This window comes from Methanosarcina sp. DH2, from assembly GCF_020804225.1.
Taxonomy (GTDB): domain Archaea; phylum Halobacteriota; class Methanosarcinia; order Methanosarcinales; family Methanosarcinaceae; genus Methanosarcina.
In genome coordinates this window covers 224,986-246,238 of the sequence record NZ_WJBI01000002.1, presented here as the reverse complement: position 1 = coordinate 246,238, position 21,253 = coordinate 224,986, and the positions used below count along the sequence as shown (strand labels likewise).

The following is a 21,253-nucleotide window of genomic DNA, read 5'->3' as shown; positions in this document are numbered from 1 at the left end:
ATTGCTATAACTGGGGGATAAAATGAAGCAAAAACCAAAGAAAGGTTTTATTGAAATTTTCAGAGGGGGGAAAGGACAGCCGGAACAAATAGAAATCCTTTATTTTCCTCCAGAATATTCGATCGATAAAAGTAACAGTTTTTCTGAAATTTCAGTTCCAGGGCTTGAGTCCCCTTACCTTCAATATATAAAAGGAAATTCCGGAAGTATTAGCCTTGAAGTGTTTTATGATACTTATGAGGAAGGCGGGGTTGATGTCAGAAAATATACGGATCAGCTGACAGGGCTTATGAATATCGATCCCGAACTGCATGCCCCTCCCGTGCTTCGCTTCATATGGGGTCTGGTCTCAAAAGAGCCTTTTTACTGCGTGCTTGAAAAGGTGACCAGAAGGTTCACTATGTTTAACTCGGACGGTATTCCTGTCCGGGCAAAACTTAACATTACTCTCAAAGAGTTCAAAGTCGAACTCAACAACCGTGAAAAAAGCCTTCAGTCTCCTGATAAGACCCATGTTTATACTGCAAAACAGGGGGACAGCCTGTGGCTGATAGCCTACAGAGAATACGGAGATCCCGGGCTCTGGAGACCTATTGCGCTGGCAAATAAAATCGAGCACCCCGAACTGCTCAAGCCGGGCACGGAATTGATCATACCTCCGGTGGAATAAAATATGGCACAGCTGATTTCTTCTGCTGAGATTTATGCTCCTTTTTTTACCGTTTACTGGGCAGACGGCGATGATGCTGTCCCAAAAAACGAGATCATCGGAATTGAAATCGATGAAGACCTGGAAAACCCGGCAATGTTTCGCATTTATTTTAATGATGCACTTGACATGAAGACGCAGAAATTCAAATGGCTGGATGCAGAAAGCATTTCTCCGGGAACCAGGCTTATAATCTCTTTTGGATATGCCTCTCCTCGAAAAGAAAGTCGGATAACCGGAATAATCAGGGCATTATCTCCTAATTTTTTCACAGGAGGTCCTTCAACGCTTACCGTTGAAGGGTACGACCTTTCTTATGATCTTAAAAAGACAAACTCCAAAGTAAATCTTAAAGAAGTAACTTATTCCGACATAGCCAGGGAGATTGCCGAAAAAAATAAGCTTGACCCTTCAGGAGTGGAAGATGCGGAAATGGGGCCTTTCAGTAAGATCGAGAGAAAAGTAAACGAACAGGATTATGCTTTCCTGAGTAGATTGGCAAAAGATATTAATTTCAAATTTTTTGTCAGAAACCGGATTCTCTATTTTCAAAAGGAGGCAGATAAAAGAACAGGCATCATGGATTTTGAGTATTATAAAAATATTATAAGTTTCAGCCCACGCATGAGCACTGCAAATGTGGTAAGTGAGGTACGAGTAACAGCCTGGAACGAAAAAAACAAGGAAACTATTTCAGAAACTGCTGGACTTGATGAAATATACGGCACCAAAATTCAAAAGCTTGTCGATATGGTGAAAGAGTCTCAGGGAACCAAAGTAAGTGTGAAAGTTGAAGGGCGAGTTGTCAGGTCGAGGGAGGAGGCGAAATCAATTGCCCTCTCGGAATTAAAAAAGAGAAATGAGGGGTTTATTACCGGAACTCTTGAATGTGCTGGAAATCCGGAACTGAGACCCGGCGTTCTTATCAATATCACAAAAGTAGGGGAACGCTTCAGTGGAGTGTATTATGTTATGAAATCAAAGCATGTACTTGGAGATTCCGGTTACAAAACTTCCCTTGAAGTCCGGAGGTGTCTCTAATGGACCTGAGTGAACTTTTAGGAGAGGCTGAAGAAGGTCAGGCTAAAAATATATATGGTGTTGCAGTCGGAATCGTAACCAACAACCAGGACCCTGAGAAACGCGGAAGGGTAAAAGTAAACCTACCCTGGAGAGGAGAAAATGATGAAAGCCACTGGGCAAGGGTTGTAAGCCCAATGGCTGGAAGTGGAAGAGGTATGGTTTTTTATCCGGAAGTTAACGACGAAGTCCTTGTAGCATTCGAACAGGGAGATATAAACCATCCCTATATAATCGGAGGCTTATGGAATTCTCAGGACCTCCCTCCAGAAACTAACAGCAACGGAGAAAATAACATCCGCAAGATAAAATCAAGAAGTGGACATGAACTTACATTTGACGATACTCCCCAGCAGGAAAAGATTGAAATCAAGACACAGGGAGGGCATACGCTCGTCCTTGACGATACTTCGGGTCAGGAAAAAATAGAGATCACTGATAAAACCGGAAGTAACAGGATTGTGATCGATTCGGTAAAAAATTCCATTACAATGGAATGTGCCATGCAGCTTACTATCAAAGCCGGCATGCTTGAAATCGAAGGAACCAGTTCCCTTAGCCTGAAGTCCAATGCAATTCTTACAATCCAGGGCATGCCTGTGAAAATAAATTAAGGATAAAAAATTGATAGTTAAAAGTAAAAAATTGGAGAAAACAATGCCACCTGCTGCAAGAGTTGGAGATGCCACATCCCACGGGACTCCTCTAGGGCCCGGTCCAGGAAGTCCGAATGTTTTGATAGGAGGGATGCCTGCCTGGAGGGGGGCAGCTGATTTCCATGCATGCCCGCTCTCTTCAGGCCCTGCACCTCATGCCGGAGGGGTGGTTGTGCAGGGTAGCGCCACTGTCCTAATCAATAACCTGCCGGCTGCCCGTCAAGGAGATATGGTTATTGAAGCGGGACCTCCGAATATGATTATAGTCGGGTGTCCTACAGTGCTTATAGGGTAAAACTCATTTCACACTTATTACACCGAGTTATTAAGTTGAATTATTATTGCACTGAATTATTACAACGAATTTTTTCGGTATCCGGATTTTTGTACATATTTACTGGGGGACTGAAGATTAGTATGGATTTTCTCGGTAAAGGATGGAGATTTCCTTTTAATATAGACCACAGGGGAAAGGTAGATATTTCCAGCTATGAAGCTGATATTAAAGAGGCTATTTTCATAATCCTGGGGACAGCGGAAGGTGAACGCCTGATGAGGCCCGGGTTTGGGTGCAGGGTTCATGAATATCTTTTTTCTACAATGGATACGCTCAGCCTTCGCCTCATAGAAAATGCCGTAATTGAAGCTCTTACCAGATGGGAACCTCGTATTGAACTGATTGAGGTTAAGGCTCTGCCTGACCCTGTAAACGATGGAAGACTTTTGATAAATATTGATTACAGTGTCCGGACTACAAATACCAGTTTTAACCTGGTGTATCCGTTTTATGTAAAAGAAGGGGTGTGACTATGAAAGCTCCTGAAATCAGCCGGTTAGATGCGGATGCTATTCGTCAGGAAATCAGAAAAAAAGTTCCCTTTTATCTCCCTGAGTGGAAAGCGGAAGTCTCGGAGGATGTTGGATTCGCCCTTTCAATGATTTTTTCCAGCATGGCAGGAAATATTTCTTCCAGGCTTAATGAAGCCCCAGATAAGCATTTTCTGTCTTTTCTCGAAATGCTCAATTTTTCCCTGATCCCGGCAAGGCCTGCACGCGTTCCTCTCAGCTTTGTGCTGAGCGAAGGAGCTCCCGGAAATGTCATGGTCGAAGCTTCTACCCGGGTATCGGCTAAAGGCTCTGACGGAGAAACAGTTATTTTTGAGACTGAGAAAAATATGCTTGCAACTCCATCAAAAATTGTGTCCGTATATAGCGTAATAACAGAACAGGATGAAGTTTTTGGCCACACGCCTGCAATAAATGGAATGACCCAAACAGAGCTTTTTGCGGGGCAAGAGTCTTTACAGGAGCATATTCTTTACATTGGTGATGAAGAGCTTTTCAACCTGAAGCAGGGCTGCATAGATATCTTTTTTGAAGGAACTAAGAGCAGCTTTATTAAAAAGCTTGGGGATGAGAAGAATGCCTCATGGGAATACGCAGTTGAGATTACGGAAAATAAGGATGAGAAAGAGAAAAATATAAAATGGATTCCTTTCAGGAGCGAAGCAACAGACGATGAAGAAATCTTTAAAATAAAGCTAAAAATTGACTCGATTGAAGGAGCAGGAGATAAAAAAGCTTTACTGCCTATTACTATACTTAAGGTGAATGGGCTTGAGACCAGATGGATAAGATGCAGAATACAGAAATCCAGAATTAACGAATTTACGGATTTAATAGCAAAAAATATTAAAATTTCAATTTTTCCTTCCGAAATTTCAGTAGAAGAAGACTCCATAATAAAGGGTCAGGGAATTGATCCGGATTTCCTGTCTTACAATGATGTATCACTTAACATTTCCAAAAAAGAGATATACCCTTTTGGGAAAAAACCCCGGCTCAATGACACTTTTTACATAGGGAGTGCAGAGGCTTTTTCAAAAACGGGTTATAGAGTATGCCTGGAATTTGATCTGAAGGCTGGAAAGCCAAGTTCTACCAATAAAACCGATCTTCCTCAACTTTCCTGGGAGTACTGGGATGGAGAAAGCTGGACTGTTCTTAAGATCGCTGAGGACGGTAATAACTTAAGTAAAAATAGTGAATGCGGGGGAAGGGATACTGAAGAGAGCGTATCACCTGGCATCAAAATTCCTGAGATGCCCCTCGTAAAGTCTTCCCGGGTTAACGGCAAGGAGAGTTGCTGGATCCGGGTCAGACTGGTTGGAGGAAATTACGGGGAGGACTTTAAGATTAATAGTAATGGTAATATTAGCAATGGAAGTTTTTGTCCTCCTGTAATAACAGATTTAAGAATTAATTATGTTAGTTCTGAAAATAAACAGCCAGCCATCGTTCTTGCTAAAAATAACCTTGAATTCAGGGACTGCCTGAAGGATCTGGAAGGCCGTAAAGGTTTCAGACCTTTCGAAGCCCTGCCGGATAAATTCCCTTCAGTCTATTTCGGGTTTGACGGAGCCCTCAAAGAAGGGCCTATGAGCCTTTTCGTAGATATTGAGGAGAGCTTCGAATACCCGGAATCTTTCCTGCCGGACGTGAAATGGCAATACCTTGCAGAAGGAGGAGAGATAAGTAGAGATGAAAGTGGCGGAGAGTGGAAAAGGCTTGAAGCCCTGGATGGAACCGCCGGGTTCACAAAAAAAGGAATGCTTCAATTTGTTGTCCCTGATAAGATGCAGGCTTCCAGCTCCTTTGGTTCCGGAGAGAAATACTGGATAAGGGCACTTGTAACCGGGAATTTCTTTATGAAAGAGGTAAAATCAGGCTCTATATCCCCTGCATATGCCGGATTTCTAAAGAAGGAGAGGCCGAATATATACAGGCTCCTGGATTTCAGGAATTCACTCCTCTCAGAGACAGGTGGCAAGGAGGCAATTGCTCAAAGAAAGGTTCCAGGAACAGGCGAGTGCAAAAAAGCTTTTGAGGTCTTCAATATTGATTTCCAGCCTGAAGCAGCCCGCATGCTTCCCCCAAAGGTTCTGGGGTTTTATCTTAATTCGGTTTGGGCTGTCCAGGCGAACACAACCTATAACGAAGTAATCGGTTCGAGCAGCGGGGAGCCGGGCCAGGAATTTTCTCTTATTCACAGGCCTGTACTCGACGAAGAAATATGGGTCAATGAATACGGTAGCATTTCAGAAAAAGAGAGGAAAAATCTTGGAAAAGATATTCAGGAGATAGAAAAAGATAGTGAAGGAAATCTTAAAAAGTTCTGGGTGCGGTGGCAAAGGGTAAATGATTTCCTTGAATCAAAAGAGGCCGACAGGCACTACACACTCGACCGGATAGGAGGAAAAATCCGTTTTGGGAACAGGATAGAAGGAAAAGTTCCACCTGCAGGCTTTGAGAACATCAAAGCCACTTACAGGAGCGGAGGAGGAAAAGCAGGAAACATCGAAGCTATGAAGATCTCAAAACTAATGAGATCGATGGCCTTTGTGGACAGGGTTTACAACCCCGTATCCTCAGAAGGCGGGGCTGATCCAGAGCAGACAGATGCGCTTATAAAAAGGTCCCCTGCTGCTCTTAAACACCGAAACCGTGCAATGGCAGTAAACGATTACGAGTGGCTCGTAAGGGAAGCTTCCAGCAAGGTTGCAAGGGTAAAGGTTCTTCCTAATTTTAGTTCCGAAGGCAAGTTCAGTACCGGATGGGTTACGGTTGTCATAGTTCCGGAAGGAACCGGGAAAAAGCCTCTGCCGTCAGGCGAATTAAAGAGAAATGTAAAGCAGTATCTCGAGGCAAGGTGCCCTCCTGTCCTGTCTCTGAAAGTAATATCTCCTTTTTATGTTCGGGTGGATGTAATTGCACAAATCCAGACACGTCACATTGACGCAATTCCTGTAATTGAAAACGAAGCCTTGGAAAAAATTACGGACTTTTTGCATCCCCTGACAGGCTTTGAAGACGGAAAAGGCTGGAATTTTGGGGATACGCCCTGTATTTCTGACATATATTCGATACTCGAAGGCATTGAAGCTGTGGATTATGTGGCGGATGTAGAAATAAGGTACTTTGAAGGGTCGAAGGTCGTAACACTGACTGATACTTCTGTTATAAAACTGCCTGAATATGCACTCCCTTACAGCGGGGAGCATTCGATTACAGTAAAATGGACGAATGATAATAAGGAGGGGTGAAGCCTGTCTCTTCCCATACCCAATCTTGACGATAAGTCATTTGATCAGCTTGTAGAGAAAGCAAAAAAACTCATTCCCGTATATGCCCCGGAATGGACCGATCACAACCATAGCGATCCCGGGATCACGCTTATTGAGCTTTTTGCCTGGCTTACCGAAATTGAACTGTACCGTACAAACCTTGTTACTGACAGACACCGCCTCAAATACCTTGAATTGCTGGGGGTAGTGCCGGAAAAAGCAAAACCTGCACGCGTAAATCTCAGTTTCAGTTCGACCCAAAAAACGGAGCTGATAAAGGGAACTCAGGTGTCAACTGAAGCTGCAGGCAAGAAAATCTATTTCTCTCTGGATGAGGACCTGGATATAGTTCCCGCTGCCTTTGGACTGGAGAAACTGATAGTTGACGGGCTTACAGAAGGAGTATTTGACCGTACCAGCGCAAATGAAGCAGGAGACCTTTTCTTTGCTCCTTTTGGCGAGCAGGTTCGGGCTGGATGTGCATTTTATATGGGTTTTGGAAAAAACAGTGCCATTCCGCCTCAGACCCTTAATTTCATGTGTTACCTTTACGAGAAAGATCTGAAAGTTCCTGGGAGCCATGGAGACGAGCAGGAATACGGGTTTGAAAATGCGAAATTGAGGTGGGAAATTTCGGACCCGGCTAGTGGATACCCATGGAGAGAGGTAAAACCTGTAGATAATACTGCAGGGTTCAAAAAGAGTGGAAGAATAACCTTTAGGGAGCTTGAAGGCTGGAAGGCAACTCAGTCTATTCCTCTAATGAACTTTGAAAATTCTTATTTCTGGCTCCGCTGTACGGTAAAAGGGTCAGGTTATGAGTACCCTCCAAGAATTGAAAAAATAAGGCTGAATACGGTCCCTGCAACCCAGGATCTAACTGCAGGAAAAGGAAGTGAGAAAGGGAAAGGAGGAGAAGGAAGAGAGGATATAGCAAATGGAAAAGAGGACGGAGAAGAAGGAAACCTTAAAGCTGGCTGTGCCTGGAAAGTTGAAGGGTCAGAACATCTGGAAATTATAAATTACACGCCTGCAACCGGAGGGAAAAAAGCCCAGACAATTGAGGAGGCAGTAGAAGTTTTTCTCAGAGATTTTAAGGTTCCCTATATTGCAGTAATAACCTCTGATTACGAATACATAGCCCTGAATACTCCGGGCCTTAGAGTGGCAAAAGCAAAAGCAGTGCCTAATTACCGCCCTCTCCTTTCTCAGCAGGCAAAATCCGGAGGTAAGGAACCCACAAAATCAGGGTACAGCAAAGGTTCTGTGACGGTTGTAGTAATCCCTTACACTCCTCTTGAAATTCTCAGGTCTCCTCCCACTCCTTCTGCAGGCTTTATACAGGCAGTATGCAGGCACCTTGACAGGCACCGCCTGTTGGGGACTGAAATCCATGTAATTTCTCCAGATTACGTAAAAGTGACGGTGAATATTACAGTTGTCCCGCAGGAGGGTTATCTTGACGACAGCCTGGTTCGGAAGGATGTATTATCTGTGCTTAACAGGTACCTCCATCCCGTAAAAGGAGGGCCTGATGGTCAGGGCTGGCCCATTGGCAGGGATGTCTACCTTTCGGAGCTTTATGAACTCATGGAAAAGATTTCAGGGGTAAAATGCATAATCAGGCTTTCAGTCTACGGAGAAAACGGAGCGGCACGAGATTCACAGGGCAACCTCTTACTGGGCTCAAAATTTTCGAGTGTTTATTCCGGGCAACACAATGTGGAGATTTTAAGGGAGGCTGAAAGCTGCCTGAAAAGAGGTGGTTTGCATTCAGGAAATTAAACATAAATGGATAGATTCAAAGATATTTTTGGAAGAGTTTATGGAATATAGCGAAAATCTCGACCTCGGACAGGGGGACCTGAGGCTTTCCAGCGTTTATTCATATTTATTTGAGGAGGTGTTATTCGAAAATCCAGGGTTTATTATTGAGGATATCGCAGTCGATGAATGTGGTTTCATTTACCTTCTGGGTACAGAGGAGAATCCTGCAGGTACAGAGAGTCCTCCGGGTGCGGAGAAAAGCCTGATATTCAGGTATGCAGGAAACGCATCTGCTCCAAATCCAATAGGGAACTGTCCCGGAGTTTTTCCGTTAAAACTGGGAAAGATTTCTGCAATCGGAGTAGACGAAGATACCCTGTACATTGCAGATAGCGCTGATGGAAATAATTTCCGTCTCAGTGCTTTTACAAAAAGCGACTATTATTTGCGCTGGACCCTTTTAAAAGGCCCGACCGGAGAAGAGGCTGGAGAGGAAACTGGAAAGAATCTGAAAAAAATTACCAATATAAAATGCGATGAAAAAGGGAATATCTACATTCTTGAAGGGAGCAGGGTGCTTTCTATCAACAAGCACAGCCCTTTCCGTCCGAAACCCGAAATTTCCTGCGAAATTAATGGATCTGGAGAGCCAGAGTTTCTGGAAGTAGATAAAGAAGGGAAGCGTTACGTCCTTGAAGGAAACAGGATTCATGTCTTCAGAGCCGGGGAAACAGAGGCTGAAAGGAAGGTAGATATAGAGAACTTTTCTCCTTCAGGGATCGCAGTTGATGCCTGGAAGGAGGTTTTTGTAGGGGAAGCGGATGAAACAGGAGATGAAAACCAGAACGAGAAAACCATTCATAGGCTGGAGTTTAATAATCATTTTCTTTCTCATCCTTTATGGTCCTACAGGGGCACCTGTAAAAAGCTGGTTTACGGTCCTGAAGGCAGACTTTATGTGCTTGACGGGAAGGGAAAAAAGCTCACCAGGCTTGTACGTAAAAAAGTAAATTTGAGAGCTCCTGACGGTTCTTTTCGGGGAACCTATATTTCAAGACCTGTGGACAGCCAGGAAAGCGATACTGTGTGGCACAGGCTGATAATAAATGGGAATTTTGTAAAAGGCACTCAAATAGAATTCTTTTATCATGCATCGGATGAAAAGCTTTCAGGGGCTGAGATTAAAGCTCTTGACCCGAAAAGGTGGAAAATATGCATTTCCGAAACTTCGGCAGTTCAGGGCTATGAGAAGAGGGATTCACTTTTCCTTGATAGGGCAGAGGGCAGGTACCTCTGGTTTAAAATCATCCTCTCAGGGACAGAAGAGACATCTCCGCTTGTCACATCTATCGGAATATTTTTCCCGAGGGCTTCTTATATCGATTATCTGCCTGCTATCTACAGGGAGGAACCGTATAGCAAAGACCTCCTCGAACGCTTCCTTTCCATATTTGAAAGCATAATCTTTGAAATAGATTATACGATTGAAAATATAGACCGTTTTTTTGACACCTGCAATGCTCCGCCTGAGTTCCTTTCCTGGCTTGCTTCCTGGCTTGCGGTCCCTGTAGATGAGGACTGGACTGAAGAGAAAAAAAGACTTTTTATCAGGCACGCAGCCTCACTATATAAAAAGAGAGGGACAAGAGAAGGGCTTTCCGAAAGTATCGAACTTTTTACGGGGATAAAGCCCCTGATTGTGGAAAACTTCCGCATCAATTTACCACTTGAAGGAAAAAAGTCTCTCCCCTGCACGGGTGAAGATATGATCTTTTTCCCGTCGAATGAAGCCAGAGTAAAAATAGGCGATAGGGAAGAAAACCTTGTTAATGTCCTTTTCGGGACAGAAAAATTTGTTTTCACTGTCTTCCTGAAAAGTCCGGGAATTGACACAGGTACTCTAAAGCGTATTAGAAGGATTATTGACGAGCAAAAACCTGCACACACATGTTATAACCTGAAGATGCTCGAACCCTGGTTCTACCTGGATATGCATACATATCTTGGAATCAACACCGCACTTACGGAGCCTGAGTTTATCCTCGGTAAAGAAACTGTAATTGGCAGAGATACCATCCTGAGCGACGAGGAGAAAGCCGGGCAGGTTCAAAGGCATTCAAGAGCAGGAATCGATACCGTACTTTCTTAAAATTTGCTATCTTAAGATTAGATACCCTGAGATTCGACGTCTTAAGATTCAATAATACATCTCTGAGCTACTATTCTTCAATTAATGATCAATCGCAGGCAGCTGCGTATAGTCTTAATATGTATAATTCTAAAATAAAAGGGGTTAATGGCATGTCCAATCACATAGATGGAACTGATAAATGTAAATTGCACAGATTTGAGAAAAACAACTATTTTTACGGCAAGTTAATGACAGTCCGGGACTTCGAAACAGAACAGAGTTATTTCGATGAAAAACTCCGCCTGGTCAACAGACTTCTCCACGGCTCAGGGCTTGTCTGCGGCTTTGAAGACCTTAAGATGGAGCTTAAAGGCAACAAAATAACGATCGATTTTATAGACGGAGGGGTAGCACTTGACTGCTGCGGACGCGAGATTGTAGTGCCGACAAATACATTGGGGAAAGACATAATCAGCAGCAGCGGATCAACTGTTTCCGCTTTACCAGATGGTTCATTTCTTTATCTGAAATATAAACCCTGTTACGAAGGTTATGTAGCTGCGGCTTCAAATCCTTCAAGTTGCGAAGAGAGATGCTGTCCCGGAAGGGTTGTTGAGGGTTTTGAAGTAGTTGTCTCAAATGAAGCTCCTGAATCAATGGGCATACGCTGCCGGGCCGAATCCCCAGAGGATCCGAGTGTGCTTCCTGATGCAAGTGAGTGGCTCAAAAATCTTGAAGAAGAACACAAACCATGCTCTCTATGTGGGGAAAACCAGAGAGGTAAAGTTTTCCTTGCGTCTGTGGACAGCGACCTAATAATTAAACCAGAGAATACCGAGAAATACAGGATTTTTTTCACTAAAAAGGAACTTTACCAGCTTTTAAAGTGCCATATTCTGGACTCTGAAAACCCTCATAAGGTCACCGCAGTACAGACAGGAGCACTTGTGAGTCTGGAAGGAGTAAGCAACCCTGGCGGAAACGTGGATCTTGTTGAGGATGGCTCAATTGTTATTACTCCTGATGATACGAACAACCTTATTACCATAGGAGAGACCCATTCTGCAAAAAAGGACAATCCACATATGGTTACCGCTCTACAGACCGGCGCACTCGTTAGCATAGGTGGAGTCAGTAACCCCGGAGGAGACGTAGGTCTCATTGCAGGTGCAAATATTTCGATAACCTCCAACCCTGCGGCCCATACTATAGAACTTACTTCTACTGGAGGAGGGGCAGCCCCGGCAACTACAGTGGAAAGCGTAGGTACCAGCCTCATTGTCGGTACTTCGGATAAATATTCCCGCGAAGATCACGTACATAACCTGGGAAAAGAAATTGTCGACTTTGGAAACCTTTCCGGAACACTTCAAAAGCAGCTTAACCTGCTTTTTATGTACCTTAGAGAAAGGGCTCTGAAATGCACTGTAAGTAATTTTAAGGCAATTATGAGGCAGCTGGACAGCAGTATAGCCCTTAAAATTTCCCAGGAGGCCAAAAAGGCAGTAGATAATAGAATTTATGAAAAAGAGGAGGACTTCATTTCTTCTATGAAAGACTTGCTGGAGTTTATGAGAGAATTTGCAGACGAAATTCAAGGAAGAGTTACAGATATAAGTTTCGAAAGATTTATGAAATCACTGGAAGAACTCAAAGTAGCTATTGACTCAGGCGATGCAATTCAGGTAGCTGTCCAGCAGGATGAGGTCTGCTTCTATGCTACAGAACTGGAAATGCGAGGATAATTGCTGGGATAAACGAAAATTAAGAAAATATCAGAAATCACGTCTATAGATCCGAAATTTCTGATTTAACCTCCCACCAAATTTAAAATTCGTTTTAATTTTTTGGTGGTTTAAAACTTTTTAATTTCTAATTTTCATCTCTAATTTTCATCTCTAATTTTTATCTCTAATTTTTATCTCAATTTTAATTTTTAACTTCTAACTGTAATTTTAAGGCAGGAATTTAGTCTACTGAATACTGACTGGTACAGAGTTTTGATTTGTCCATAGTTTTCAATCATTAACTGGTATACTTAAGGTATAAATCGTCAAAGAAATCAGGGACAGATACATGTCTGAAAAAGCTGGAGTTCATACCAAAACACAGGAACCAAAGCACAAATGCTCATATTTCTGCAACCAGAAACCCAGCCACAGTTCTTCAGAATCTCCTGCTGACAGAATGTTACAGCTTCAAAGAACAGCGGGTAATCAGGCTGTCCAGAGGTTGATCAAATCAAGAGCTTTGCAGGCTAAAATCAGGATAGGTCAGCCTGATGATATTTATGAACGTGAGGCTGATAGGGTTGCCAAACAAGTCATGAGAATGCCTGAGCTGCAGGTTTCAAAAGGGATAAGAATTTCAAGCCACATCCGGAACAAGTCTGTACAGCGCAGGTGTCCAGAGTGTACTAAGAATAATCCAGAAAAGGAAGAAGAGGAAGGAACTCTCCGGAAAAAGGAGGTTTCTGGCCCAATTCCTAAGATAATCCCAGAGCTGGAGTCCCGCATCAGCAATATGCGCGAAGGCGGCCATCCTTTGCCCGAATCTGTACGAGCTTTTTACGAGCCGCTCTTTGGTCAAGATTTTAGCCAGGTACGCATTCACACGGATTCAAAGGCAGTGCAGATGAACCGCGACCTGCAGGCACAGGCATTCGCATATAATCAGGACATCTATTATGGAGACGGAAAATCTCCTGATAAGAATGAGTTGACTGCACACGAATTGACTCATGTGGTGCAGCAAACCGGTGGGGTTCAAACCAAAAAAGTTCCCGAGCAGCCGTCTGTCCAGTTAAAGTGTTTAGCTTGTGAAAAAAAGAAAGCGGAAATACAACGGTCACCTGAGATATCAACCTCCACGCCCGGAATACAGAGGTGGTCACTCTTTGGCGATAACGAAGATAAGAAAGAATCTGATAGTTCGGGTGGAAGCATCTTAAGCTGGGTTGAAGAGAAAGCCAGCGAAGTGGTAAACTCTATTACTGAGGCTGGAGGCGAAGCGGTTGATTGGGCCAAGCAACAGGCAGGTGCAGTTATTCAATCTGGAGATGGAGCTGGACAGAAAGGCGCTGATAATAATATATCCGGGACAAGCTTCAGCCCGGCTGCACTGGCAGCGGCAAAACAACTGGCGGGCAAATTAAAATGCAAATTCTCAATTGGCCAGGATGGAATTACTCTTGGCTGTGGGCGCATTAAGTTAACAGATCCCCAGGAAGAAAAGGTTCTGGAATTTCCTAAATTGTCGAAAATTAAGAATTTAAAAGACTATATAATTGCAGGAGTAAGGATCGACAAGCCTGAACTTGGACTTGATATAGGTCCCAGCCTGTGGCTGAGTGTTGGCTCGATTACCCTGAATGATGTTTTAATTAGGATTGATCCCCTGCATGATACTTACATAGGACAGGGGCAGGTTAATGTTCCGATAGGCAGCCATATTGTTGTTGAAGTTGCTGGCAAGATAAGTGCTGGTGCCACGCTTTCAATTCCGGTTGAAGGTTTTAGCATTCCTATTAAAGGTTTTGCTGAAGGGGGATTTCGGGGTGACGGTATAGGCTCTACTATCTTTAATTTTCAGGAGATGGTGCGCTTATCATATATCCAGAACAAATTTATATTCGACCTTGAAAGTAAAATTAAAGCTGGTTTTAAGGTACAATTCAATGTTACGCCTTTCTTAAACGTCCAGTATAAGATAGCTGACAGAGAGAAACGTTTATGTGAGTTTACTGCACCATTATGGACCTGGGAAAAGTGGATCAAGGCTGAAGAGCTGTCTATTCCCGTCTCAATAAACCCAAGTAAAGGTGATAAACCTGTTACGGTTGGACCCATAACGAAACAGGTTATTTCCGGTGAGGACATTGAAGGGAATTTATCACGAAATCTGCCAGGTCTGCAGGGAAAATGTACGAAGTTCTGCGATTTAATTGAAGGCATTGGTGGTCCTTCTCAATTAGTTGTTGCACAGAGTAACATAGGTCAGGGTCAGGTTTTCAGTGCGGGTCAGGATAAAGTTTTGAAAGCACTTTCAAATGCAGCTGCCGAAGTTTGTGGAAAAAAGGAAGAGGCACGAGGTGTGGTCAATACAGGTTTGGACGAATCACATCCGATAGGGATGACCTGGTATAAGCCATTCAACGAATATAAGCCAATCATAAAATTCGAGCACGATGAACGTTATTATCGCACTACATCCAAAAAACTTCCTAAAAATATTGATCCGGACGGTCGTTCGCTCGGTGTCATGAAATGGTATAAAGAAAAGAGCAAATTCAAGAAAGAGAGGAAAACTGACAGCAGGAAAGAGCAAAATCAGCTGCTAAAGATACTCAAAGAGTACAGCGTTGATTATGACGAAAGACTGTATCAGGTTGATCATGTGCTGGATCTTCAGTTGGGTGGAGATGATGCATTTGAAAATCTCTGGCCTCTAGATGCAAGAGTAAATCAGATTGCAAATAATGCTCACCGGGACCAGTGGGTCTGGTTCAGAATATCGGAAGGTTCCAAACCGATACAGGCAGTTCTGGGAGACACAAGACTTAATGGGCGCTGGTTTATTATCAAAAATGTTAAGGGGTAAGGAAAAAATAGCTGACGGAGCACGTACATTACAAGCTGCCTAAGTGTTCACCCACTCGTTGCTACTTCCTCCCGCGTCAGCCGCGTCGTGAAAAAGCAGTAACTGACAAAAGACAGGATCTGATCCGAAAAATGCACTGTAATTAATTTTTACAGAATGTTTATAGGGTGAGTTACTGGAAATCACAGGGTAAGAATCTCCATATTTTCCAAAATAAAGAGGATATAGGTTTTTTAGATTTAATCCATCGCTCACTGATATGATCTGGATAATTTTTGATTTTTTACTTCTCTAAACCTTAACTGACACATTTAAAGTGTAATAATACTAAATATTAATCGGGAAGGGCATATGGCTGAGAAAGTTGGAATTCATACCAAAGCACAGGAGCCAAAGCAGAAATGCTCGAATTTCTGCAGCAAAAAGCTCAACTATAATTCTTCAGGATCTCCTGCTGACAGAATACTGCAGCTTCAAAGAACTGCGGGTAATCAGGCAGTCCAGAGACTAATCAAATCAAGAGCTTTGCAGGCTAAGCTTAGAGTAGGTCAGCCTAACGACATCTACGAACAGGAGGCTGATCGGATTGCTGAGCAGGTTATGCGGATGCCTGACCCGGCATCTGTCTCGCAGTCTCCGGTCAATTCACGGCCAGAGGGACTGTCGATTCAAAGTGCAACCCGTTATCCTGAGAAAGATATTCAACAAAAAGAGGATGATGACGAAGAAGGAATCTTCCAGATGAAGCAGGGTTCACCATCATACGCTGCTGGCAGTCAGCAAGGTGTACCACCAACTGTGCATGAAGTCCTGTCCTCGCCCGGGTTCCCGCTTGACCCAGCTACACGCGCTCATATGGAACCGATATTTGGGCACGACTTTGGAGGGGTACGGATACATTCCGGCCCAGCTGCTGAACAATCTGCGCAAGAGGTGAACGCACATGCCTACACAGTGGGACGTGACATTGTTTTCGGTGCAGGTCAGTTCGCACCAGGGACGCAGGGAGGACGGCGGTTGATTGCTCATGAGTTGACGCATGTGGTGCAGCAGTCAAGGTTAGATGGGATTCATCTTGATCAAAGCAGTGATGAACGGGGTCTAACCCCAATTCCCACCTCAATTTCCACCCGTCTAAAGCTCCGGCGGCAGCGGTCAGACTCCGCTATCTGCACCCTCGTGCCCTCCAAAGACTTGTCACCTCGCGAGTGGGTCAGATGCCTGCACTTGGGCCTCATCCAAGAGGACGATGAAGATCCATTGCGCTTCACGAACACCGGCGTCGTGGCGACGCGAAAAGAGCTCGTCGCATGGTGGATCCGCGAGGGGATCACTGAAAAGGTGGCAATAACCCGTGTAATGCACTCGCGTGAGTTCGCCGGCACTGACACGGCCCGTGAGGAGACGAAAGCACAACTAATTACCACCATCCCGAGAGAGAAACTAAGTGTATGCATTCGTCCAGTGCAGATCGCTGACGACAATGGCAAGAAGCCCACGGTCCTTCCGTCTTTCGATGCGGCAAAGACAATATGGGGGAAGTGCTGCATCGATCTGTCAGTCAAACAGTCTAAGACCGTGTCAAAGACGGCCTTTAAGACGTTGGATTATGGCGGCTCAAACACGACACAAGAGCTGAAAGATTTGTTTTTTGCTGCTGGTGAAGCTGGCGGCTGCATCTCGCTATTCGTGGTGGAGTATTTTCAACAAGGTAACTTGAAAAGTAAGGATATAGCAGGCGGAGCAGCAACCTACGGCACCCCTGGTGGAGATTCAATCTTCGCAGTCGAGGGCCTAGATCCCTCTATTGTTGCCCATGAGCTGGGGCACGCCATGGGCTTATTAGGTGAGTGGGCCCATAGCCTGACAGGTACTGTCATGGAGGTCACCGCAGGTAAACACAATCAAAAGGAATCGGACAAGGTAACAGAGGTTATCTGCGACAAGGTGAGAAAGTACACTTATTCCAAACCTAGCGACAAGAAAGACTGCTACCTAAACTTAGGATAAGAATCCCAACTAGCCCGCGTATGATGGGGAGAGGTATGAATCCAAACATTTGCAGGATGGCGGATGGAGCTGATAGGTTTCGGCTATCCTTCTATCCATCCTACGGCTAGGACAGGTATAACGGCGTTGGTGAAAAAGAGATCGATAAAATGATCGATCTATTGACTGCTAAGCATGACGAATTACAGGTGTTATAGCCCGTCATGCGGGTAAACCACTAATAATAATCCCAGGCAGGATGGAAGTTGAGAGATGAGTCAACAGGCATTCATTTAAGCTAGAAAGCAAGCTCAAAGTTCGACGTTAATAACCATTGGTGTCCTGTATATCAAATATGGCAAGCGTTGCAAGAAGTAGCGAGCTTTGGTACATGAGATTTTCTACTTAAGCACATGATAAGATGCATATGAGCTAATTTGATGACAAAGGATAAGTTCTAGAAGAAAACAAAAATAATGTCATGGGTGTGAAATCTTTACTTGTACCTCTTTGTCTCATTTTCAGTCTGTCCATTTTCAATATATTTCTGATTATTTCAATCGTTTGAAACCTTTTAAATATAATTATCGAGCTAGATTCTCTGTCCTTTAATTCGATTTTGGTTCTTTAAAACTTTCAACCTCTAGCTGGCATATTTAGGATATAAATTACTAAATATAAATTGGAGGAGGGTATATGGCTGAGAAAGCTGGATTGCGTGCCAGAACACAAGAATCAAAGCAGAAATGCTCGAATTCTTGCAAACAAAATATTAGCTACAGTTCTTCAGGATCTTCTGCTGATAGAATACTGCATCTTCAAAGAACTGCAGGCAATCAGGCAGTCAAGCGATTGATTAAATCAAGAGCTTTGCAGGCTAAACTTAAAATCGGCCAGCCTAATGATATATATGAACAGGAAGCAGACAGGGTGACAGATCGTGAGACGGCAATACCGCTCCATCCCTCCATTACAGGCCCAGTTCTGCATATGCAACCTGCTGGTACAGGTGGTGCACCAGCTGCATCGGCAGCAACTGCCCCTATCGACCAGTTCACCGAAGCTGCTGCAATAGGGGATGTAGTCACGATGGATTTACTCATTTCCGGGGGGTTGGACATCAATCAAAAAGACAGTAGCGGATTAACGGCTCTGATGCGTGCAGCAGATGCGGGGACAATGAGGTCCGTAGAGTTCTTAATTAAGCGTCATGTAGACCTGGCCATTGTAGATCGCGATAAGAAAACCGCCCTGTTTCATGCGGCAGAGAATAATCAAACCGATGTGCTTTCAAGACTTCTCCTAGAAGGCGCTGATCCAAACATACGTGCCGATTTTGGCATAACCCCACTGATGGCGGCGGCAGAAAAAGGACATTCAATTGCTGCAGAAATTCTCCTTGAAGAATACGCAAATATAGACGATGCAGACCCAATCAACGGTTTGACTGCCCTCATGCTGGCTGCCTCAAATGGACATGCCGATGTAGTATCAGTTCTCGTTTCTCGTGGGGCCGATATAACGAGAACCGATCTTGCCGGCCAGACACCACTAATGATGGCAGCCAGGGCAGGGATAGCGAGTTCTCTCCTTGGGGGCATGTCAAGACAGCGCAAGAAGGGAAGAACTGAATATATCAACGCACGAGACACTAAGGGGAAAACTGCCTTGATATATGCGGCCGAAAAAAGCGACAAACGTGAAGTAGAGCTGCTTCTCCGGTTAGGGGCCGATGTGAACATCCAGGATAATGACAAAAGAAGCGCCATTATCAATGTTGCAGCATCACCACAAAAAGATACATACGTAAAGCAGGCAGTTCTCAGCGCCTTGGTACGCGCTAGAAATGCCAATCTTGATTTGCAGGATAATGAAAACAAAACGGCCCTGATGAGAGCAATTGAGATTGGAGATGTTGAAACGGTAAAGACGCTGATCTATTATGGGGCACGAATTGATGTTGAATCTAAGCCCGGTGAAACGGCATTGATGGTGGCAAGAGACATTTTGCGAAATACATCGATGCAAAAAGAATTCATGTTTATCGTCAGATTATTGGAGAGTTGGCCGAAAAGAACAGGACAGGAACACAAGTAATATAGCTGCTCTAAAATAGGAAACCTGGTTGGCAAATGGGCAAGTCTGTTTTGTTGTTTGGCCCCGTTAAGAAATGAAGAGGAGCGCGGAAATCGCAAAGACCGAGAAGGAACCACGGCGTAGCCTTCAAACAAAAGGTAGCGCTTGGGGCGATCAAGGGGGAGCAGACGCTTGTAGAACTGGCTAGGTGATTTCAGGTATCCGAACGGCCTATGTCCCAATATTGTAAATTTTGTTCTGAAGAGGATACGCTTATGGTAAAGGAGAAAATCAATGCTGAAGAAGGCTGATATAAAAGCAAGGATTCCTGGACTAAGCAAAGTAAACCCTGCTTCTAAGGCTCAAAAAGACAATCGCGCCTCAATCCGTTTACCCTCTATGTGCGATTTTGAATTTTTGGCACAGTTTTCAATCTTTGGCTGGTGTATTTAACATATAAATTACCAGATATAAATTGGGATGGGTATATGGTTGAGAAAACTGGAGTTCAGGCAAGAACACAAGAAACAAAGCAGAAATGCTCGAATTTCTGCAGCAAAAAGCTCAACTATAATTCTTCAGGATCTCCTGCTGACAGAATACTGCAACTTCAAAGAACTGCAGGCAATCAGGCAGTTCAGAGACTGATCAAATCAAGAGCTTTGCAGGCTAAAATCAGGGTAGGTCAGCCTAATGATATCTACGAACGGGAAGCTGACAGGGTGGCCGAGCAGGTCATGAGAATGCCGGATCCTGTCCTACAGCGCAAGTGCACTATGTGTGATGAGAATGAAAAAAAGGTTTTGCAGGCCAAAGAGTCGCAAGGGCAATTGCTGGCAACTCAAGGTCAAAGTATGCCACCCCTTGTCCACCAAGTATTGAGCTCACCCGGTCAACCTCTCGATCCGGGTACTCGCGCGTTTATGGAGCCGCGCTTCGACCATGATTTTTCTCGAGTAAAGGTGCATTTAGGTGCGGCTGCTGAGCAATCGGCGCGGGAGATGAACGCCCATGCTTACACAGTGGGACACAATATGGTGTTTGATGCGGGTAGGTTTGCGCCGGGCACGCATGAGGGACGGCGCTTAATTGCGCATGAGTTAACTCATGTCGTGCAGCAAAGTAAAGGGGGCGTCGATCCAATGGTTCAGCGCCGCCTACTCGTTTCAAGTGACAGTAAGGCAGACATTAAAACCATGCTTAAGCTTCTTGAGCCAGCCAGCGGTTTCAGTCTCAAGCATGACCCGAAAACTAAAGAGGTTTCAGTGACCGCCTCCGTGCTAAAGCCTCCTTCGTTCGTGCTGGCCAGTCAACTTGCGACTATTATAAGCGATCAGAAGCAGGATGCTGAGATCCACCTGGGGCGCAAACAAAAGGGAGTGTCTGTAGGCGCATTCCCAAGCGACCCTGATAGGGCAGTGCAGGAAATTCGCATCGACCATGTCCTGGCACTCGAAAAAGGTGCGCCTGGGAGCGGCGTAGCAAAACTTGCCCACGAGATTGTTGAGAACTACGAGGCTCACGCTCTAAAAGACTTTAACTGGAGCGTTGCTTTCAGCGAGTCGCATAAAATGGCTTTAGAGGTGGAGAACTTGATTGAAAGTGAATTGGGACATCCGGGTTCGCGTCGCAATACTTTTTCGGTACTCATCGATCCCGGCAAGGGCAAACCCCGTTTCTCCAGGGGAATCGAAGACCGGGAGAAGTATTTCCTTGTATGGGACGAGAGTTTCGACAGCAAGAATACCTGGTCTAATGCCCGTAGGGTGCCGCGTGTGAAGGTCTCGAATTATAAAATCAATGGCTTCACTCTTGGTTCTAATAATCTACCCAAGGGAGGTGATGCTATTATCACATCACTGGCTGCCGATCTAAAGAAGAATCCTACCGCCTCGGCGCTGGTTGAGGGTTTCGCCTCTGCCGGCAGTACGTATGCAGAAAATATTAAACTCGCAGAGGAATGGGCTCGAATGGTTAGTGATAAGGTCATTGACAAAGTCGCTGATAAATTGAACACAAATTGGAGAAGATTCCATGTGGTAGGCAATGTCGCCCGGACTGGTAACTATGCTGTAATTACGGTAGAGCGCCCAGACCTGTAAACGCCGGCGTGCCGGACCTG

At 44.5% G+C, this 21,253-nt stretch carries 13 protein-coding genes; all 13 read left to right on the top strand.

Going from position 1 to position 21,253, the window contains the following annotated elements; all coding sequences use genetic code 11:
- The first annotated feature begins 22 nt into the window (after positions 1–22).
- Positions 23–670 carry a LysM peptidoglycan-binding domain-containing protein gene (locus FXV91_RS04965; protein ID WP_229389002.1) on the top strand — a complete coding sequence of 216 codons (648 nt, stop codon included), beginning with the start codon at positions 23–25 and terminating at the stop codon, positions 668–670.
- A 3-nt stretch (positions 671–673) separates the two neighbouring features.
- Complete coding sequence (locus FXV91_RS04960) at positions 674–1,750, top strand: hypothetical protein (protein ID WP_229389000.1); 1,077 nt, start codon at positions 674–676, stop codon at positions 1,748–1,750.
- Positions 1,750–2,403: a phage baseplate assembly protein V gene (locus FXV91_RS04955; protein WP_229388998.1), complete on the top strand. Its 654-nt coding sequence runs from the start codon at positions 1,750–1,752 to the stop codon at positions 2,401–2,403. Before FXV91_RS04960 ends, FXV91_RS04955 begins: the two co-directional genes overlap by 1 nt.
- A 31-nt stretch (positions 2,404–2,434) precedes the next feature.
- Complete coding sequence (locus FXV91_RS04950) at positions 2,435–2,740, top strand: PAAR domain-containing protein (RefSeq protein ID WP_229388996.1); 306 nt, start codon at positions 2,435–2,437, stop codon at positions 2,738–2,740.
- Between the two features lie 122 nt (positions 2,741–2,862).
- On the top strand, positions 2,863–3,252 hold the full coding sequence (locus FXV91_RS04945; protein ID WP_229388994.1) for a GPW/gp25 family protein: 390 nt from the start codon (positions 2,863–2,865) through the stop codon (positions 3,250–3,252).
- Positions 3,253–3,254: 2 nt separating this feature from the next.
- Complete coding sequence (locus FXV91_RS04940) at positions 3,255–6,548, top strand: putative baseplate assembly protein (RefSeq protein WP_229388992.1); 3,294 nt, start codon at positions 3,255–3,257, stop codon at positions 6,546–6,548.
- A gap of 228 nt (positions 6,549–6,776) precedes the next feature.
- Positions 6,777–8,354, top strand: a complete 1,578-nt coding sequence (locus FXV91_RS20170) for a baseplate J/gp47 family protein (protein WP_229388990.1) — start codon at positions 6,777–6,779, stop codon at positions 8,352–8,354.
- Between the two features lie 40 nt (positions 8,355–8,394).
- Entirely contained in the window at positions 8,395–10,485 is a 2,091-nt protein-coding gene (locus FXV91_RS04930; RefSeq protein WP_229388988.1) for a phage tail protein, read from the top strand.
- A gap of 152 nt (positions 10,486–10,637) precedes the next feature.
- Positions 10,638–12,212 carry a hypothetical protein gene (locus tag FXV91_RS04925; protein ID WP_229388986.1) on the top strand — a complete coding sequence of 525 codons (1,575 nt, stop codon included), beginning with the start codon at positions 10,638–10,640 and terminating at the stop codon, positions 12,210–12,212.
- Positions 12,213–12,543: 331 nt separating this feature from the next.
- Positions 12,544–15,066 carry a DUF4157 domain-containing protein gene (locus FXV91_RS04920; RefSeq protein WP_229388984.1) on the top strand — a complete coding sequence of 841 codons (2,523 nt, stop codon included), beginning with the start codon at positions 12,544–12,546 and terminating at the stop codon, positions 15,064–15,066.
- Between the two features lie 351 nt (positions 15,067–15,417).
- The gene (locus FXV91_RS04915; RefSeq protein ID WP_229388982.1) at positions 15,418–17,076 is read left to right on the top strand and encodes a DUF4157 domain-containing protein; all 1,659 of its coding nucleotides are present in this window, start codon (positions 15,418–15,420) and stop codon (positions 17,074–17,076) included.
- Between the two features lie 675 nt (positions 17,077–17,751).
- Positions 17,752–19,152 (top strand): ankyrin repeat domain-containing protein, encoded by a 1,401-nt coding sequence (locus tag FXV91_RS04910; protein ID WP_229388980.1) that lies wholly within the window; start codon positions 17,752–17,754, stop codon positions 19,150–19,152.
- A gap of 467 nt (positions 19,153–19,619) precedes the next feature.
- On the top strand, positions 19,620–21,233 hold the full coding sequence (locus FXV91_RS04905) for a DUF4157 domain-containing protein (RefSeq protein WP_229388978.1): 1,614 nt from the start codon (positions 19,620–19,622) through the stop codon (positions 21,231–21,233).
- Positions 21,234–21,253 lie beyond the last annotated feature (20 nt).

Excerpts from the sequence above, each read along its gene's own strand:
- FXV91_RS04965 (WP_229389002.1), top strand. The coding sequence starts at position 23 with ATGAAGCAAAAACCAAAGAAAGGTTTTATTGAAATTTTCAGAGGGGGG.
- FXV91_RS04960 (WP_229389000.1), top strand. The coding sequence starts at position 674 with ATGGCACAGCTGATTTCTTCTGCTGAGATTTATGCTCCTTTTTTTACC.
- FXV91_RS04955 (WP_229388998.1), top strand. The coding sequence starts at position 1,750 with ATGGACCTGAGTGAACTTTTAGGAGAGGCTGAAGAAGGTCAGGCTAAA.
- FXV91_RS04945 (WP_229388994.1), top strand. The coding sequence starts at position 2,863 with ATGGATTTTCTCGGTAAAGGATGGAGATTTCCTTTTAATATAGACCAC.
- FXV91_RS04940 (WP_229388992.1), top strand. The coding sequence starts at position 3,255 with ATGAAAGCTCCTGAAATCAGCCGGTTAGATGCGGATGCTATTCGTCAG.
- FXV91_RS04930 (WP_229388988.1), top strand. The coding sequence starts at position 8,395 with ATGGAATATAGCGAAAATCTCGACCTCGGACAGGGGGACCTGAGGCTT.
- FXV91_RS04925 (WP_229388986.1), top strand. The coding sequence starts at position 10,638 with ATGTCCAATCACATAGATGGAACTGATAAATGTAAATTGCACAGATTT.
- FXV91_RS04920 (WP_229388984.1), top strand. The coding sequence starts at position 12,544 with ATGTCTGAAAAAGCTGGAGTTCATACCAAAACACAGGAACCAAAGCAC.
- FXV91_RS04915 (WP_229388982.1), top strand. The coding sequence starts at position 15,418 with ATGGCTGAGAAAGTTGGAATTCATACCAAAGCACAGGAGCCAAAGCAG.
- FXV91_RS04910 (WP_229388980.1), top strand. The coding sequence starts at position 17,752 with ATGGCTGAGAAAGCTGGATTGCGTGCCAGAACACAAGAATCAAAGCAG.
- FXV91_RS04905 (WP_229388978.1), top strand. The coding sequence starts at position 19,620 with ATGGTTGAGAAAACTGGAGTTCAGGCAAGAACACAAGAAACAAAGCAG.